16 protein-coding genes are annotated in these 16838 nt (G+C 57.8%); 14 read left to right on the top strand and 2 right to left on the bottom strand.

The annotated features are described in order from the left end of the window. Window positions 1–82: 82 nt before the first annotated feature. Window positions 83–1033 (bottom strand): shikimate dehydrogenase, encoded by a 951-nt coding sequence (locus L7A15_RS02905; protein WP_237208110.1) that lies wholly within the window; start codon window positions 1031–1033, stop codon window positions 83–85. A gap of 95 nt (window positions 1034–1128) precedes the next feature. On the opposite strand from L7A15_RS02905, the gene L7A15_RS02900 reads away from it, so the two are divergent. From L7A15_RS02900 to tuf, 5 genes are all read left to right on the top strand, one after another. Beyond that, window positions 1129–3219 carry a neutral/alkaline non-lysosomal ceramidase N-terminal domain-containing protein gene (locus L7A15_RS02900; RefSeq protein WP_237208109.1) on the top strand — a complete coding sequence of 697 codons (2091 nt, stop codon included), beginning with the start codon at window positions 1129–1131 and terminating at the stop codon, window positions 3217–3219. A gap of 468 nt (window positions 3220–3687) precedes the next feature. Continuing rightward, window positions 3688–4062, top strand: a complete 375-nt coding sequence (rpsL, locus tag L7A15_RS02895; RefSeq protein ID WP_083090707.1) for a 30S ribosomal protein S12 — start codon at window positions 3688–3690, stop codon at window positions 4060–4062. Next, window positions 4062–4532: a 30S ribosomal protein S7 gene (rpsG, locus tag L7A15_RS02890; protein WP_185174277.1), complete on the top strand. Its 471-nt coding sequence runs from the start codon at window positions 4062–4064 to the stop codon at window positions 4530–4532. Before rpsL ends, rpsG begins: the two co-directional genes overlap by 1 nt. A 74-nt stretch (window positions 4533–4606) precedes the next feature. After that, complete coding sequence (fusA, locus tag L7A15_RS02885; protein ID WP_237188158.1) at window positions 4607–6721, top strand: elongation factor G; 2115 nt, start codon at window positions 4607–4609, stop codon at window positions 6719–6721. A gap of 195 nt (window positions 6722–6916) precedes the next feature. Further along, complete coding sequence (gene tuf / locus L7A15_RS02880) at window positions 6917–8107, top strand: elongation factor Tu (RefSeq protein ID WP_237188159.1); 1191 nt, start codon at window positions 6917–6919, stop codon at window positions 8105–8107. Window positions 8108–8363: 256 nt separating this feature from the next. Here the strand turns inward: tuf and L7A15_RS02875 are convergent, their stop codons facing one another. Continuing rightward, window positions 8364–11321, bottom strand: coding sequence for a hypothetical protein (locus L7A15_RS02875; protein ID WP_237208108.1), 2958 nt, complete (start codon window positions 11319–11321; stop codon window positions 8364–8366). A gap of 782 nt (window positions 11322–12103) precedes the next feature. On the opposite strand from L7A15_RS02875, the gene rpsJ reads away from it, so the two are divergent. From rpsJ to rplP, 9 genes are all read left to right on the top strand, one after another. Beyond that, entirely contained in the window at window positions 12104–12412 is a 309-nt protein-coding gene (gene rpsJ, locus L7A15_RS02870) for a 30S ribosomal protein S10 (protein ID WP_068169589.1), read from the top strand. Window positions 12413–12426: 14 nt separating this feature from the next. Further along, window positions 12427–13083: a 50S ribosomal protein L3 gene (rplC, locus tag L7A15_RS02865; protein WP_237188161.1), complete on the top strand. Its 657-nt coding sequence runs from the start codon at window positions 12427–12429 to the stop codon at window positions 13081–13083. A 6-nt stretch (window positions 13084–13089) separates the two neighbouring features. After that, on the top strand, window positions 13090–13713 hold the full coding sequence (rplD, locus tag L7A15_RS02860; protein WP_237188163.1) for a 50S ribosomal protein L4: 624 nt from the start codon (window positions 13090–13092) through the stop codon (window positions 13711–13713). Continuing rightward, window positions 13713–14024, top strand: coding sequence for a 50S ribosomal protein L23 (gene rplW, locus L7A15_RS02855; protein WP_237188165.1), 312 nt, complete (start codon window positions 13713–13715; stop codon window positions 14022–14024). The genes rplD and rplW overlap by 1 nt, the downstream gene beginning before the upstream one ends. A 39-nt stretch (window positions 14025–14063) precedes the next feature. Continuing rightward, window positions 14064–14900, top strand: a complete 837-nt coding sequence (gene rplB / locus L7A15_RS02850; RefSeq protein ID WP_237188167.1) for a 50S ribosomal protein L2 — start codon at window positions 14064–14066, stop codon at window positions 14898–14900. A gap of 12 nt (window positions 14901–14912) precedes the next feature. Continuing rightward, window positions 14913–15194: a 30S ribosomal protein S19 gene (gene rpsS, locus L7A15_RS02845; RefSeq protein ID WP_083090719.1), complete on the top strand. Its 282-nt coding sequence runs from the start codon at window positions 14913–14915 to the stop codon at window positions 15192–15194. A gap of 63 nt (window positions 15195–15257) precedes the next feature. Next, window positions 15258–15623, top strand: a complete 366-nt coding sequence (gene rplV, locus L7A15_RS02840) for a 50S ribosomal protein L22 (protein ID WP_237188168.1) — start codon at window positions 15258–15260, stop codon at window positions 15621–15623. Continuing rightward, window positions 15624–16421: a 30S ribosomal protein S3 gene (gene rpsC, locus L7A15_RS02835; protein WP_237188169.1), complete on the top strand. Its 798-nt coding sequence runs from the start codon at window positions 15624–15626 to the stop codon at window positions 16419–16421. It abuts the gene before it with no gap. Beyond that, on the top strand, window positions 16422–16838 hold the full coding sequence (gene rplP / locus L7A15_RS02830) for a 50S ribosomal protein L16 (protein ID WP_237188170.1): 417 nt from the start codon (window positions 16422–16424) through the stop codon (window positions 16836–16838).

Raw genomic sequence — 16838 nt, 5'->3', positions numbered from 1 at the left:
GGCGCTTCCCCACGATGGTGGGGGAGCGCCCTTTGGTCTTGCTAGGGGGCAGCTGGCTGGGGGTCGGACGGACGGGGGCGACTTAGGCTTGGCCTGTTGCCTTGCCCTGTTGGCCGTCGAGGAGCTGCTCGAAGTGGGCCAGCATGGGGGCAAAGTCTGGGCGGTGGCCGGTAATGAGCTCAAAGGCGTCAATGGCTTGGCCGACGGCCATGAGCCCGCCGGGGAGGATCCGGCAGCCGAGGCGACGGGCCTGGGTGATGAGGGGGGTGTTTTGGGGTAGGTAGATGACGTCCGAAACCCAGAGGTCGCTGTGGAGGTAGTCCAGGGGCAGGGGGCTTCCCGGGTGGTGGTGCATACCGATGGGTGTTGCATTGACCAGGCCGGTGGAGTCGCCTACTGAGGCGGCGAGGTCTGCTTCTGCTACCGCCTGTATTCTTGCCTGGGGGAAGAGGGCTGAGAGGTGCCGGGCTTTTGTTTCTGCCCGTTCGTAGTCTGTGTCGAAGAGGGCAAGGTGTTGGACACCCCGGCTGAGAAGAGCGTCTGCGGTGGCAGAGCCTGCGCCTCCTACGCCGAGTTGGGTGACCCTAGTGAGGTCAGCGGCGGTAGGGGAGAGGCCCGTGGTCAGGGCCCTGGAGTAGCCGGTGACGTCCGTGTTAAACCCAACGGTGCGCCCGTCGCGAAGGACGACCGTGTTCACTGCGCCGAGCCGCTGGGCCTCGGCAGAAACGTCGTCGAGTTCTTGGAGAACATCCTGCTTGTAGGGGTAGGTGATATTGAAAGCGTTGTAGCCCAGGTCGAAACCCCAGCGCAGGAGATCCCCAACGGGGGTGGCTGCTGCCGAGCGTCCCGCAGGGCCGAGCCGGTCTATGTCAAGAGGCCGGCAGAGATATCGGATTCCGGCGGTATCAGCTGCGTATTCGTGGAGGGGTGGGGTGAGGGACGCGGTGATGCCGCTACCGATCAAACCAACGAGGTAGGACTGGTCTGGAGTGCTCAGGAGGGGCTCCTTGGATGAAATCTTGACAGGTGTCACAAGTGCGGGTATTTCGGCCGAAAACCCCGTAATCTAGTTAGGTTACACACCACTCTAGGCGCTGGACGGCGCCTATCGCACTTTTGAGGTTATTCATGAGAAAGACTAAGCAGCTGTGGCTGAAAGTTGGGGCTTTGGGCGCTACCGTGGCCCTGGCAGGTGGCGTCCTGCTTCCCCCTGCTGAGGCGACCTACCAGGCGAATCCTGCGACGGTATCGTCAGCGAGTATTGCCGCCCTGGTGAAATCTACCCGCCCGACGGCCCAGAACCCCTTCCTGGTGGGGGCTGGCGTGGCTGATATGACCGGTGAAGTCGCAGAGGTTGGCTTCATGGGGTATGCAACAGACACCCAGAAGGGCAGTGGTATCCATACCCGCCAGTACGCCCGGGCTTTTGTGGTGATTGATCCGGCGACGGGTTCTCGTAACCTGATGGTTGTGCTGGACGCCCTGAGTGGCTGGAACAGTGTTCGCGCTGAGCTGCTGAACCGCCTCAAGAGCGAGATCGGGCCGGAGTTTGGCGAGTCTAACGTCATGATTACGGCGACCCACACCCATGCCACTCCCGGCGGTGTCAGCAAGGATTCCCTCTACAACCTCACCACCTTGGGTTTCCATGAACCTACTTTTAGGGCCCAGGTCAACGGTTCAATGAAGGCTATCCGTGAGGCCCTGGCCGACCTTGCCCCTGGTAACGTGACGGTTTCAACGACGAAGGTGACCGGCGTAGGCGTGAACCGGTCGGCTGTGGCCCAGCAGCAGAACCCGCAGCACCTGATGAAGGAGCTGGTCAACGGGGTTGACCCCACCAACACCACCTTCCGGTTTGAGCATAACGGGGTGACCCGGGCCGTCCTGAACTGGTTCGCTATCCACCCAACATCCTTGACCAACAAAAATACCCTGGTGTCGTCAGATAACAAGGGGTATGCCTCCTACCTGCTTGAGACGGTGGACCACGGGGTCAACCTCAATGCGGGTTCTGAGGACGACGCTTTCGTGGCGGCCTTTGCCAACGCAAACAGCGGGGATGTTTCCCCGAATACCTGGCTGCAGCCGGGCATGGGGCCGACCAATAACGAGTTCGAGAACGTAAAGATTCAGGGCACTAAGCAGGCGGACGCGGTGCGGGCCCAGCTGGCGAGCCCCGGCACCCCCGTGGGGCAGGGCCTGGATTCTCGGATTACCTACACTGATTTTTCGAAGATTAATGTTGAGGCCCGCTTCACCGGTACTGGCTACCCCGGCTCTACCTGTAATGCCTCCCTGGGGGCCCCCTTTGCGGCTGGTTCCCTGGAGGACGGCCCCGGGGCAGCTGGGTTCTATGAGGGGGCTAACGCTAATAAGGTGCTGGCTGATTTTAACTGGCTTGCCTACAATGCGTCTGCTCCTTTGACGGCCTGCCAGTACCCCAAGGCTAATTTCTTGGCGGTTCATAACCAGATTCAGCAGAAGCTGCCCATCCAAATCATGCGATTTGGGTCTTACTATGTGCTCGGTCTGCCCGGGGAACACAACAGCGCTGTGGGTGTTCAGTACCGGCAGGATATGGCCCAGCTCTTGGGCGTGGATCAGTCGCACATTATTGTTCAGGGCGTGACCAACGCTTATAGCCATTATGTGGCGACCCCGCAGGAGTACGTCTCCCAGCAGTATGAGGGTGGGGCGACAATTTTCGGTATTAACTCGATGGGCGCCTACCGTCAGGTTTTGAATACGGTGGGTACATCGTTGAGGGACGGCACGGCCCTACCTCTGGGGGATAAGCCTGCGGTGCGTACTCCCATGAAGTCTGCTGTCGGTAAGGTCTTGTATGACCTGCCTGGGGTGGGGAACCATTACGGCAAGGTGCTGACCCAGCCGGTGAATACTCCTCGTGGCCGCACGGTGTCTGCCCTCTTTGTGGGAGCCCATCCCAATAATGATCAGCAACTGAATTCAACCTACCTGGAGGTCCAGCGGAAGCAGGGCAATAGCTGGGTGACGGTTGCTGGGGATAATGACCCGAATACCAGGTTCCGGTGGAAGCGGCATTTGGCTGCCCAGTCGCGGGTGACTATTGAGTGGCAGATTCCGGCTGACGCTGCCCCCGGTACCTACCGCCTGGTTTACCACGGCGATTCAAAGACAAGCTCAGGCTGGATTACCCCCTTCACCGGAACCACCCGGGAGTTCCGAGTCTCCTAGCCCTGAGCCCCGGACGGACGCCCCACCCCTCTTCCCTGCCCCTGGGCAGGGAGGGCGGGGTGGGGCGTCCTGCATTTTGAGGGAGATTATGGACTTAAGTGCGGGATATCACCGGTTTAAAGCTGGCACCGGCAGGAAAGAGCTGGAATAGGGCTGGATTAAGGCCTAGAAACAGGGTAGAGTCGTACTTGGAGTACTGAGCAGGTAGTTTAACTACCCTATGTACAGTGCCTGCCCCTCTCTAGGAGGCGGAGGTACCTTAGACCAATGGCAGAATGGACACCGTCCTTTGGCCTTGTTCGCCCGGCAAAAGCCGGAAAAGCGATCTTGAGGCCTAAATGCCATTTTTTGTTGTGTCTGGGAAACTTTTGCTCAGTCGTTAGATTTTCTTTTGCCCTCAGTAATGGGGTCAGAAGGCAAGTAAACCGGTCACCCCTAGCGGGGAGGCCGATACCAAACGGAGAACAAGTGCCTACAATTCAGCAGTTGGTCCGTAAGGGCCGTGCACCCAAGGTCGTCAAGACCAAGGCGCCCGCACTTAAGGGCAACCCCATGAAGCGTGGCGTATGCACCCGTGTATACACCACCACCCCCAAGAAGCCGAACTCAGCACTGCGTAAGGTCGCACGTGTTAAGCTCAACGGCGGCGTCGAAGTTACCGCTTACATCCCCGGTGAGGGTCACAACCTTCAGGAACACTCCATCGTGCTCGTTCGCGGTGGTCGTGTAAAGGACCTCCCCGGTGTTCGTTACAAGATTGTTCGTGGCGCACTGGACACCCAGGGCGTTAAGGGCCGCGGTCAGGCCCGTTCACGCTACGGCGCAAAGAAGGAGAAGAAGTAATGCCTCGTAAGGGTCCCGCTCCTAAGCGTCCCCTCGTAAACGACCCCGTTTACGGTTCACCGCTGGTTACCCAGCTCATCAACAAGGTTCTGCTGGACGGCAAGAAGTCCACCGCTGAGCGTATCGTTTACGGCGCTCTCGAAGGTGTTGCTCAGAAGACCGGCGCAGACCCCGTAGCAACCCTCAAGAAGGCTATGGACAACGTCAAGCCCTCACTCGAGGTTCGCTCACGCCGCGTCGGCGGCGCGACCTACCAGGTCCCCGTCGAGGTTCGTGCAGGCCGCGCAACCGCTCTGGCTCTTCGCTGGCTCGTTGGCTTCTCAAAGCTCCGCCGCGAGAAGACCATGACCGAGCGTCTCATGAACGAGATCCTGGATGCATCCAACGGTCTCGGTGCCGCTGTGAAGCGTCGCGAAGACACTCACAAGATGGCCGAATCCAACAAGGCCTTCGCACACTACCGCTGGTAATTTCTTCGTAGCCTGCCGTTATTGCACAAGTACATAGCGGCAGGCTTTCGGAGTTTCTCACAAGGGAGAACAAAGTGGCACTAGACGTGCTTACCGACCTGAATAAGGTCCGCAACATCGGTATTATGGCGCACATCGACGCCGGTAAGACCACCACCACCGAACGCATCCTCTTCTACACCGGTATCAACCACAAGATCGGTGAAACCCACGACGGTGCTTCAACCATGGACTGGATGGCTCAGGAACAGGAACGCGGTATTACCATTACCTCCGCGGCAACCACCTGCTTCTGGAAGAACAACCAGATCAACATCATCGACACCCCCGGCCACGTCGACTTCACCGTTGAGGTTGAGCGTTCACTGCGCGTCCTCGACGGCGCTGTTGCAGTGTTCGACGGCAAGGAAGGCGTTGAGCCCCAGTCTGAAACCGTTTGGCGTCAGGCTGACAAGTACGAAGTTCCCCGTATCTGCTTCGTCAACAAGATGGACAAGCTGGGTGCAGACTTCTACTTCACCGTAGAAACCATCATCAAGCGCCTCGGCGCTAAGCCCCTCGTTATGCAGCTGCCCATCGGCGCTGAAAACGACTTCGTCGGCGTCGTCGACCTGCTCACCATGCAGGCCTACGTCTGGCCCGGCGACGCCAAGGGCGACGTCACCATGGGTGCCTCCTACGAGATCCAGGAAATCCCTGCTGACCTCCAGGAAAAGGCTGAACAGTACCGTGCCGAACTGATCGAAAACGTTGCTGAAGCTTCCGAAGAGCTCATGGAAAAGTACCTCGAAGAGGGCGAACTGTCCATCGAGGAGATCAAGGCTGGCGTTCGTGCGCTCACCGTAGCTAACGAAGCCTACCCCGTCTTCTGTGGCTCAGCATTCAAGAACCGTGGCGTCCAGCCCATGCTCGACGCAGTTCTCGACTACCTGCCCTCACCGCTGGACGTCCCCGCGATGATCGGCCACCTGCCCACCGACGAAGAGGTTGAAGTAACCCGCAAGCCCTCAGCTGACGAGCCCTTCGCAGCACTGGCCTTCAAGGTTGCAGCCCACCCCTTCTACGGTCAGCTGACCTACATCCGCGTTTACTCCGGTAAGGCAGAACAGGGCCAGCAGGTCCTGAACGCCACCAAGGGTAAGAAGGAACGTATCGGCAAGCTCTTCCAGATGCACTCCAACAAGGAGAACCCTGTTGAAGAGATCCAGGCAGGCCACATCTACGCAGCGATTGGTCTGAAGGACACCACCACCGGTGACACCCTCTGCGACATCGCCAACCCCGTCGTTCTGGAATCCATGACCTTCCCCGCCCCCGTGATCTTCGTGGCTATCGAGCCCAAGACCAAGGGTGACCAGGAAAAGATGTCAACCGCTATCCAGAAGCTGTCAGCGGAAGACCCCACCTTCACCGTTTCACTCAACGAAGAAACCGGCCAGACCGAAATCGGCGGTATGGGCGAGCTTCACCTCGACATCATCGTCGACCGTATGAAGCGTGAATTCAAGGTTGAAGCTAACGTTGGTAAGCCCCAGGTTGCCTACCGTGAAACCATCACCAAGGCAGTCGAGAAGGTCGACTACACCCACAAGAAGCAGACCGGTGGTTCTGGTCAGTTCGCAAAGGTTCAGGTCTCCTTCGAGCCCATCCCCCTCGATGCTGAAGAGCTCTACGAGTTCGACAACGTCGTCACCGGTGGCCGTGTTCCCCGTGAATACATCCCCTCCGTTGACGCCGGTATCCAGGACGCCATGCAGCTGGGTATCCTCGCTGGCTACCCCGTTGTCGGTGTTAAGGCAACCCTGATCGACGGCGCCTACCACGACGTTGACTCATCAGAAATGGCCTTCAAGATCGCTGGCTCCATGGTCTTCAAGGAAGGCGCCCGCCGCGCCGCTCCCGTCCTGCTGGAACCCCTGATGGCTGTTGAAGTCCGTACCCCCGAGGACTACATGGGCGACGTCATCGGCGACCTCAACTCACGTCGTGGTCAGATCCAGTCCATGGAAGACGCAGCAGGCGTCAAGATCGTTCACGCTCTTGTACCCCTGTCAGAAATGTTCGGTTACATCGGTGACCTCCGTTCAAAGACCCAGGGCCGCGCTGTCTTCTCCATGGAGTTCGACAGCTACGCTGAGGTTCCCAAGAACGTCGCTGATGAAATCATCCAGAAGAGCCGCGGCGAGTAATACTCACCCGGGTGCGGCTCACCCCCGTGTGAGCCGCACCGCTTTTCAAAAAAACCTTGTAATTGAACCTACTTCTAGCTTTCGTAGTACCGGGCTTATCCGCTATTGTGGTAGCTAGACCGCCTTCTTGGCGGATGTGCGCCGGTGTGAAACCCGAGTGCAGGTTCTCAAATCTTCTCTATAGGAGGAATACTCTTGGCTAAGGCTAAGTTCGAGCGCTCCAAGCCTCACGTAAACGTCGGTACCATCGGTCACGTTGACCACGGTAAGACCACCCTGACCGCTGCAATCTCCAAGGTTCTGGCTGACAAGTTCCCCGACCTGAACGAGCAGCGCGACTTCGGTATGATCGACTCCGCTCCTGAAGAGCGCCAGCGCGGTATTACCATCAACATTGCTCACATCGAGTACCAGACCGAAAAGCGTCACTACGCACACGTTGACGCCCCCGGTCACGCTGACTACGTCAAGAACATGATCACCGGTGCTGCTCAGATGGACGGCGCAATCCTCGTTGTTGCTGCCACCGACGGCCCCATGGCTCAGACCCGCGAGCACGTTCTGCTGGCTCGCCAGGTTGGCGTTCCCACCCTGCTCGTCGCACTGAACAAGTCAGACATGGTTGAGGACGAGGAACTGCTCGACCTCGTTGAAATGGAAGTTCGCGAACTGCTCTCCTCACAGGAGTTCGACGGTGACAACGCTCCCGTTGTTCGCGTTTCCGCTCTGAAGGCTCTCGAAGGTGACCCCGAGTGGGTTGCTAAGGTTGAAGAGCTCATGGACGAGGTCGACAACTACATTCCCGACCCCGTTCGTGAGAAGGACAAGCCCTTCCTCATGCCCATCGAAGACGTCTTCACCATCACCGGTCGCGGTACCGTTGTTACCGGTCGCGCCGAGCGCGGTACCCTGAAGATCAACTCCGAAGTTGAGATCGTTGGTATCCGCCCCATCCAGAAGACCACCGTTACCGGTATCGAGATGTTCCACAAGCAGCTCGACGAAGCATGGGCAGGCGAGAACTGTGGTCTGCTGCTTCGCGGTCTGAAGCGTGACGACGTAGAGCGTGGTCAGGTTGTTGTTGAGCCCGGCTCAATCACCCCCCACACCCAGTTCGAGGCAAACGTTTACATCCTTTCCAAGGATGAAGGTGGCCGTCACAACCCCTTCTACTCAAACTACCGTCCTCAGTTCTACTTCCGCACCACCGACGTTACCGGTGTTATCACCCTTCCCGAGGGCACCGAAATGGTTATGCCCGGCGACAACACTGAGATGACCGTTGAGCTCATCCAGGAAATCGCAATGGAAGAGGGCCTCGGCTTCGCAATCCGCGAAGGTGGCCGTACCGTTGGTTCAGGTCGCGTTACCAAGATCCTCAAGTAAGTCTGACTTACTGCAGATTTTGAGCCGCTGTAAAAAGCGGTAGCGAATGAAGACCCCCGTAGAGAAATCTGCGGGGGTCTTCTGTTTTACCCACACACACAAGTGGTAGGTCAGGATATAAAGCCCCAGCCAATTGGCAGTAATAACATGGGGCAGTTCCTAGCTTGCAATATTATTCGGGGCTGACAGTACAAGGGCCGGACTCTTGCGAGGAGCCCGGCCCTTGCATTACTGAGGGTGAGGAAGAAGAAACAGGTTAGGCCCAGGGCGCTTTCTTCTGTTGCGGGAGTTGGGCTGGGGCCTGCTCTTGGTGAGTTACTGGGGGCTGTTGCCGGGGGAAACCAGGGTTAAACTGGTGGGCTTGCCCAGTCGCGTCCGGGTGCGGGGGCAAAGGCTGCTGGGGGAGTGGCATGTGAGGATAACTAGAAGGTGATGGCGGCGGTTGCACCGGATCTTCATCACGCACAAGTAGACGCCAGGTGACAACCCCAATCAAACTGATACCCAAGATGAAGAAGGTCGTGAAGTTGAACCCTGCTAGCAGTAGAAGGAACTGGTAGGTAAGTAACAAGGCAGTGATGGGTACAGGTGTTTTTCGTGACAGGAAAGCACTAGCGGTCAGTAGAACAGCTGTTGCTAGCAACAAAACAATCTTTTCTGGTAGATCGATGAGGTAGTCAGCGAAAGGTAGGAACACCAAGGAGCCCGCAGCTTGTAGGGCAAAGGCCGACCAGAAGGGTATAAACCCACGGTATACGTGAGCCCGGTATGCCTGGGGCGGGAGGCCATCGGGGAGGGGCCTACCCATGACGCGCTTGAAAATACTCAGAACCGCCAGAGCCACAACAAGGTACTGAACCATATAGAAGAAGGCCTGGCTGTAGCTCAGTTCGAGGCAGGCCCTGAGGAGTAGAAAACCTCCGCCCACAATGACAACTGGAGGCCGGGCTGGAGCCTTAACCGTGATCAACCAACCGCCGGTGAAAACGAGGATAGCCAGCAGGCTGACCCCTAACTGATCGGGAGCTAGCACAGAAAAGAAGAGCAGGAAGCTGCCAGCAATTAACCCCGGAAAAATCATGGGCCTATGCCGCTGGCCGTCCCAACGCTTTTGAAGAGTGAGTCCCGCCCCTGGGATGATCTGGTGGGGTGTCCCCTCGGACGATCCAAGCCACAGGGCAAGGATATTGGGGATTGCAATCAGAGCAGAGCCGAGAATTAGGTTGAGGGTCGGGGCATCCAGTTCCATACCGGCTACCAGGAGCATGTGCCCAGTAGGCACAATACTGGCAACGAGGAGGGCACCTTGGGCAGAGCGCACGGCAGGCTGGGCTGTGACACCCAGCCATGCCAGGAACAGGGCGAGTAAGACCAGGGTAGTGAGCAGGGGGCGCCAGTCCCAGACATAATCGGTGAGGAGGAGGTTAGCTACCGCACTGATCCAGGTGAAGGTGATACCAACGGTAAGTTCAGCTTTGGGGTGGGAGGATAATGGGCGGCGGTGAGCCAGGTAGAGGCTGGTGCCAGCTAGCAGGGCACAAAGAAGAACAAACACGACGGTGGCTGTATCCGGTTCTAGCTGGCTGGTAAAGAGGGTTTTGACGGCAGCAAGAACGATGAATCCCCGAATGAGAAGGAAGCTATGGGAGACGATGGAATGCGCTATCCACCTGATTGGCACCAGGCTACCTACGATATAGCCTGCCAGCACCACGTAGGCGTAGACGCTACTGACCATAGAGGTGACGATGACAGCAGAAATTCCGACACCCGTGTAGGCGAAGGTTTTCAAGATTGGGCTGCTGTCAATCTGCTGGTACCGGTTGATGAGGGTGAGAACGGCCGAAGTTGTAGCGACTGTGAACAGGGTGAGGAGTCCGAGAATGAGGAAGTCTAGGGGGCGGGGCTGGCTGCTACCGACGAGTCCTGTGCCCATCCCGAGGGCCAGAGCTGTATTACCAGCCACTGAAGCCAGCAGGTACCCCAGCGACACATAACCCTGCAGAGTCGACCGGGAGGAGGGCAGCTCTGGCTGGACTCTCCAGGAGTCAGACAGGAGGTAAAGGGATGAGACCAGCCCGTAGCTCAGGGCAGCAAGGTAGGTATTGTTCGGGGTTACAAGGGCCAAACCCAGAACAGGTAGGGCAGATAGGGCAAATAGTCCTGTCAGGTACAGGTTCTGTGGGTTCTGCAGGGGCTTGCTCCAGAGCAGAATGCCAGCGAGGGCTATCAGGTTGAAGGCCTGGGCCATGATGGGAAGGGTGAAGAATCCTAGACCACCGTACGCTAAGGCGAAGAGGGGCAGGTAGGTGATGAGCCTGCTGCCCTGCAGGATAAGGACGAGGACGCCCAGGCTCACGAGTAGGGCCAGCGTCAGCAGACTTTCAGCGAGAGTGAAATACCAGGTGCTGCCGACAACAGTTGGCTTCAACATAGCCTGGGTCATCCCGGAAAAAGCGAAAGTAAAGAGGCCTAGCTGGGCTAGAGCCCAGGTTGCTAGCGCGTCCTGATAAGGGGACCAGGGCACACTGTGCCCGGACCCCCGGGTAATCCATAGGGCCGAAGCGAAGAGAAATAGGGTTACTGGGAGGAAGCTGTAGGTCGGATTTTCGGTGAGGGGCATGAGCCAGAGGCTGAGGTAGAGGACGGCAAGTGCAGGGTACAGCCTGACCTGTAGGTAGTAGAACCAGGTAGGTTCCTGGAACAGATGGGCTAGGACGTAGCAACTTGCCAGAAGAGAGATGAGGGCAACCTCCCAGGCTTCAAGGGAGGGGAGGAGTAAAGATGCCCCGACGGTGGCTGGTACAAAAACTCGGGAGCTATCGAAGAAGCCCTGGCTGACAGCCAGTGGTAGCTTTTGCCCGAAGGCGCGGACGAAGACAGAGAGCAGGGTAGCTAGCCCGATAAGGCTTACAAAGAACCAGAGCATGCCGATTTGCACGGTGTGGTTAAAGGCCAGGACGTCTGAAACGATGAAAGCTATCACAAGGTAGGACATGACCCGAGCCTGCATGAGGGCGAGGGCACCGATGACAGCCAGGCTACCTACCAGGGAGATGAGGAGCCACAGACTTGCTCCCGAGTAGGGCCAGTAGCTGTGATAGATGGCAAGTCCCAGGAGAGGGAGTAGGGCTAGGCCTGTTCCTGCGAAGGTGTAGGAGGCAAGCCGCAGCTTAGGGACCCACCGGTAGGTGCTGATACCTGCCGTGAACAAGAGAAGGGTCAGAAGACCGAGAAGGGATATTTGGAGGGCCCTGGGGGCTACTGTGTAGACCAAAAGGCCAGAACTAGCGACGATAAATAGGCTGCCCAGGTAGAGGGCAAGATTGAGCAGGAGGTTTTCTATCTCCCGGTGGGGCTTGAGGCTGAGGTTCTGTTGCGGTGGATTGGTCCACTGCGGTTGAGCAACGTGGGGAGCGGACGGAGCTGGGTAAGGCTGGTGCCGCACCTGTGATTGGGAATGAGCGTCAGGTCGTGCCTGGGGAGCACCTGACAAGTGCTGATGTTGGGAATTCATACCCCCATAGTAGGTAAGGACGGTCACTAACTAGGTTGCCTGGGGAAATATAACTCCTAAATGACGCTAAGAAACCTGGTTTGTGTATAGCCTGTGGATAAGTGGAGTGTGTGGCTGGGCACTATGCGGAAAAAAGTCTTGCATAGCCCTTGAATCTCTGGCATTATTGAATACGTTGTTCAAGCGCCTACCCGTGCAAAGTAGCCGAATCCTCTTTCGTGAGGCCGGTGAAGGTAGGCCCAAATATGACCCAATCGATCAGTTCGAGGGATAGTTACGCGCATTTTTGCTACAGCACTTATGCGACACGCCCGAGTTCGGGGGTCGGTACCTCGGTAGGTTGAGGAACCCGGCAAATGTCGGATTCAGCCTGCATAGAGGGGGCGCGAAAGAGAGCAATTATCTCTTTTTCCTTAAGCGCCAGATAAAGGAGCAACCGCTCCGTTACAGGGAAGTAGACAAGAAAGAGAGTCCGACAGATGGCGGGACAGAAAATCCGCATCCGTCTGAAGTCATACGACCACGAGGTCATTGATTCTTCAGCTCGGAAAATCGTTGAGACAGTTACGCGTGCAGGCGCGACGGTAGTAGGCCCCGTGCCGCTGCCGACCGAAAAGAACGTTTACTGTGTTATCCGTTCGCCTCACAAGTACAAGGACAGCCGCGAGCACTTCGAAATGCGCACGCACAAGCGTCTGATCGACGTCGTTGATCCGACCCCCAAGGCTGTTGATGCCCTCATGCGTCTTGACCTTCCGGCAGACGTAAACATCGAAATCAAGCTGTAGAGGATCGCATCTAAATGACTAACAAGTTCGAGCGCCAGGTTAAGGGCCTGCTGGGCACCAAGCTTGGCATGACCCAGGTCTGGGACGAAAACGGCAAGTTCGTGCCCGTTACTGTCGTCAAGGCCGATTCAAACGTTGTTACCCAGCTCCGCAACGCTGAGACCGATGGCTACGAAGCTATCCAGATCGGTTTCGGTGCAATTGAAGCTCGCAAGGTAACCAAGCCCCTCGCCGGTCACTTCGAGAAGGCAGGCGTAACTCCTCGCCGTCACCTCGTTGAACTGCGTACCTCAGACGCCGCTGAATACTCACTCGGTCAGGAACTGACCGTTGAGCTCTTCGAAGCTGGCCAGAAGGTTGACGTCGTTGGTAAGACCAAGGGTAAGGGCTTCGCCGGTGTAATGAAGCGTCACGGCTTCGCAGGTGTAGGTGCATCACACGGTGCCCACAAGAACCACCGTAAGCCCGGCTCAATCGGTGGCGCATCATACCCCGCACGCGTTTTCAAGGGTATGCGTATGGCAGGCCGTATGGGCGCTGCACGCCACACCACCATGAACCTCACTATTCAGGGTGTAGACGCCGAAAACAACGTTCTTCTGATCAAGGGTGCAATCCCCGGTCCTAAGGGTGGCGTTGTTCTGGTTCGCACCGCTGTGAAGGGAGCCTAATAAACCATGGCTGTCAAGACCGTAAAGGTAGACCTGCCCGCTGACATCTTCGACGCTCAGGCATCTATTCCCCTGCTTCACCAGGTAGTAGTAGCCCAGCTCGCAGCAGCTCGCCAGGGTACCCACAAGACCAAGACCCGCGGTGAAGTTTCCGGCGCAGGTCGTAAGCCTTTCAAGCAGAAGGGCACTGGCCGCGCACGTCAGGGCTCAATCCGCGCACCCCACATGACCGGTGGCGGCATTGTTCACGGCCCCGTACCGCGTAGCTACGCACAGCGTACCCCCAAGAAGATGATTGCAGCTGCACTGCGCGGCGCTCTCTCAGATCGCGCTCGTCACGACCGCGTTCACGTTGTCGAAACCCTGGTTGAAGGCACCAAGCCCTCCACCAAGGCAGCAAAGGCAGCAATCGCAGAGATCACCACTCGCAAGAATGCTCTGATTGTCATCGACCGTAAGGATGACCTGGTAGCACTGTCAGCACGCAACCTGGAGAACGTACACGTCCTCTACGCAGATCAGCTGAACACCTACGATGTTCTGATCTCAGACGACGTCATCTTCACCAAGGACGCCTACGACTTCTTCGTCGCAGTTGCTTCCAAGGCAAAGAAAGAGGCTGCTAAGTAATGTCTGTTACCACCTCAACTTTCAAGGATCCCCGCGACGTCATCATCGCTCCCGTCGTGTCGGAAAAGAGCTACGGCCAGCTCGACGAAGGTAAGTACACCTTCGAGGTTGACCCCCGCTCCAACAAGCTGGAAATCAAGCAGGCCATCGAGACCATCTTCGATGTCAAGGTTGCTTCCATTAACACCGCTAACCGTCAGGGCAAGCGCAAGCGCACCCGTTTCGGTTGGGGTGCTCGTAAGAACACCAAGCGTGCGATTGTAACCCTCAAGGAAGGTTCAATCGACCTCTTCGGCGGTCCGGCTGCATAAGCACCGGAGACCACTTTAGCGAAGGAATAAATATCTACTATGGGTATTCGTAAGCACAAGCCGACGACCCCGGGTCGCCGCGGCTCGAGCGTTTCAGATTTCGCAGAAATCACCCGCTCAACCCCGGAAAAGTCCCTGGTTCGTCCGCTCCCCAAGAAGGGCGGCCGTAACAACACCGGTCGCATCACCACCCGCCACAAGGGTGGTGGCCACAAGCGCCAGTACCGTCTGATTGACTTCCGTCGTCACGACAAGGACGGCGTCAACGCACGCGTTGCACATATCGAGTACGATCCCAACCGTACCGCTCGTATTGCTCTGCTGCACTACTTCGATGGCACCAAGCGCTACATCATCGCCCCCAACAAGCTTGCTCAGGGCGACATCGTAGAATCAGGTCCCTCAGCTGACATCAAGCCCGGTAACAACCTGCCCCTGCGCAACATCCCCGTTGGTACCGTGATTCACGCTGTTGAGCTCCGCCCCGGTGGCGGCGCTAAGATGGGCCGCTCCGCTGGCGCTTCCATCCAGCTGGTTGCAAAGGAAGGCAAGTACGCCCAGCTGCGTCTGCCCTCCGGCGAAATCCGCAACGTGGACGTCCGCTGCCGCGCAACCGTCGGTTCTGTCGGTAACGCCGAGCAGTCCAACATCAACTGGGGTAAGGCCGGCCGTAACCGCTGGAAGGGCATCCGCCCGACCGTCCGCGGTGTCGTCATGAACCCCGTTGACCACCCCCACGGTGGTGGTGAAGGTAAGACCTCAGGTGGCCGTCACCCGGTTAACCCCAACGGTAAGCCCGAGGGTCGTACCCGTCGCCCCAACAAGGAAAGCGACAAGCTCATTGTTCGTCGCCGTCGTACTGGCAAGAAGCGCTAAGGAGCCTGAAACATGCCTCGTAGTTTGAAGAAGGGCCCTTTCGTTGATCAGCACCTTTTCGTAAAGGTTGCAGCTCAGAACGAGAAGGGCACCAAGAACGTAATCAAGACTTGGTCCCGCCGCTCGATGATTATCCCCGACATGCTCGGTCACACCATCGCAGTGCACGACGGACGCAAGCACGTACCCGTGTTCATCACTGAGTCCATGGTTGGTCACAAGCTCGGCGAGTTTGCGCCCACCCGTACTTTCCGTGGCCACGTTAAGGACGACCGCAAGGGCAAGCGTCGCTAGTCTACGGTTCACCCCGTAACTAGAACGTTTCCCTTTCGGCAATAGACGAAAGAGAGATAGGCAATGGAAGCCAAGGCAACTGCGTCTTACGTACGCGTTACGCCTATGAAGGCACGCCGCGTCATCAACCTTATCCGTGGCAAGCAGGCGGAAGAGGCTCTGGCGATTCTGAAGTTCGCTCCTCAGGGCGCTTCAGAACCGGTATACAAGATTGTTGCATCAGCTGTTGCAAACGCTCGCCAGAAGGCAGCCCAGCAGGGCCTGCCCTTCAAGGAAGAAGAGCTGTTCATCAGCGAAGCATACGCGAACGAAGGTCCCACCATGAAGCGATTCCAGCCTCGTGCCCAGGGCCGTGCGTTCCGCATCAACAAGCGCACCAGCCACATCACCGTGGTAGTCGCTACCCCGGAGAAGGAGGAGGGCCGCTAAATGGGTCAGAAAATTAACCCCAACGGTTTCCGACTTGGCATCACCACCAACCACGTCTCAAAGTGGTTCGCTGACTCCACTAAGGAAGGCGAACGCTACGCAGACTTCGTTCGTGAAGATGTAAAGATCCGCGAACTCCTGTCCAAGGGCATGGAGCGCGCAGGCATCGCCAAGGTCGAAATCGAGCGTACCCGTGACCGCGTCCGTGTGGACATCCACACCGCACGTCCCGGTATCGTTATCGGCCGCCGTGGCGCCGAAGCAGACCGCATCCGCGGCGAACTCGAGAAGCTCACCAACAAGCAGATCCAGCTGAACATCCTCGAGGTTGCAAACCCCGACCTGTCAGCTCAGCTCGTTGCCCAGGGCATCGCAGAGCAGCTCGCTTCACGCGTAGCTTTCCGCCGCGCCATGAAGAAGGCAATCCAGTCCGCACAGCGTGCAGGCGCTAAGGGTATTCGTATCCAGTGCTCCGGCCGTCTGGGTGGCGCTGAAATGTCACGTTCCGAGTTCTACCGCGAAGGCCGTGTGCCCCTGCACACCCTGCGTGCGAACATCGACTACGGCTTCTTCGAAGCAAAGACCACCTTCGGCCGCATTGGCGTCAAGGTTTGGATCTACAAGGGTGACCTCACCGACAACGAGCTTGCTGCCCAGCAGGCTGCTGGTAACCGTCGTGGCAACGGCCGCGGTGGCGACCGTCGTCGTGCAGGTGGCCGTGGTCCCCGCCGTGAACGTCGTTCCGACAACGCTTCAGCACCCGCTGAGGCAAAGACTGCAGAAAACGGTGAGGCATAAATGCTAATTCCCCGTCGAGTAAAGTACCGCAAGCAGCACCACCCCAAGCGTAACGGCATGTCAAAGGGTGGCACCGAGGTAGCGTTCGGCGAGTGGGGCATCCAGGCCCTGACTCCCGCTTACGTCACCAACCGTCAGATTGAAGCTGCACGTATCGCGATGACCCGTCACATCAAGCGTGGCGGTAAGGTTTGGATCAACATTTATCCCGACCGCCCCCTGACCAAGAAGCCTGCTGAAACCCGTATGGGTTCCGGTAAGGGTTCACCCGAATGGTGGGTCGCTAACGTCAAGCCCGGTCGAGTCATGTTTGAACTCTCCGGCGTATCCGAAGAAGTGGCTCGCGAAGCTATGCGCCTCGCAATCCACAAGCTCCCGATGAAGGCACGCGTTGTGCGTCGCGAAGGTGGTGAATAG

The sequence above is a fragment of the Rothia nasimurium genome, from assembly GCF_928391935.1.
GTDB classification, from domain to species: domain Bacteria; phylum Actinomycetota; class Actinomycetes; order Actinomycetales; family Micrococcaceae; genus Rothia; species Rothia nasimurium_D.
The sequence above is the reverse complement of the archived record's forward strand: the minus strand, read 5'-3'. Positions and strand labels throughout refer to the sequence as shown.

Excerpts from the sequence above, each read along its gene's own strand:
- L7A15_RS02900 (WP_237208109.1), top strand. The coding sequence starts at position 1,129 with ATGAGAAAGACTAAGCAGCTGTGGCTGAAAGTTGGGGCTTTGGGCGCT.
- rpsG (WP_185174277.1), top strand. The coding sequence starts at position 4,062 with ATGCCTCGTAAGGGTCCCGCTCCTAAGCGTCCCCTCGTAAACGACCCC.
- rpsJ (WP_068169589.1), top strand. The coding sequence starts at position 12,104 with ATGGCGGGACAGAAAATCCGCATCCGTCTGAAGTCATACGACCACGAG.
- rplC (WP_237188161.1), top strand. The coding sequence starts at position 12,427 with ATGACTAACAAGTTCGAGCGCCAGGTTAAGGGCCTGCTGGGCACCAAG.
- rplD (WP_237188163.1), top strand. The coding sequence starts at position 13,090 with ATGGCTGTCAAGACCGTAAAGGTAGACCTGCCCGCTGACATCTTCGAC.
- rplW (WP_237188165.1), top strand. The coding sequence starts at position 13,713 with ATGTCTGTTACCACCTCAACTTTCAAGGATCCCCGCGACGTCATCATC.
- rplB (WP_237188167.1), top strand. The coding sequence starts at position 14,064 with ATGGGTATTCGTAAGCACAAGCCGACGACCCCGGGTCGCCGCGGCTCG.
- rpsS (WP_083090719.1), top strand. The coding sequence starts at position 14,913 with ATGCCTCGTAGTTTGAAGAAGGGCCCTTTCGTTGATCAGCACCTTTTC.
- rplV (WP_237188168.1), top strand. The coding sequence starts at position 15,258 with ATGGAAGCCAAGGCAACTGCGTCTTACGTACGCGTTACGCCTATGAAG.
- rpsC (WP_237188169.1), top strand. The coding sequence starts at position 15,624 with ATGGGTCAGAAAATTAACCCCAACGGTTTCCGACTTGGCATCACCACC.
- rplP (WP_237188170.1), top strand. The coding sequence starts at position 16,422 with ATGCTAATTCCCCGTCGAGTAAAGTACCGCAAGCAGCACCACCCCAAG.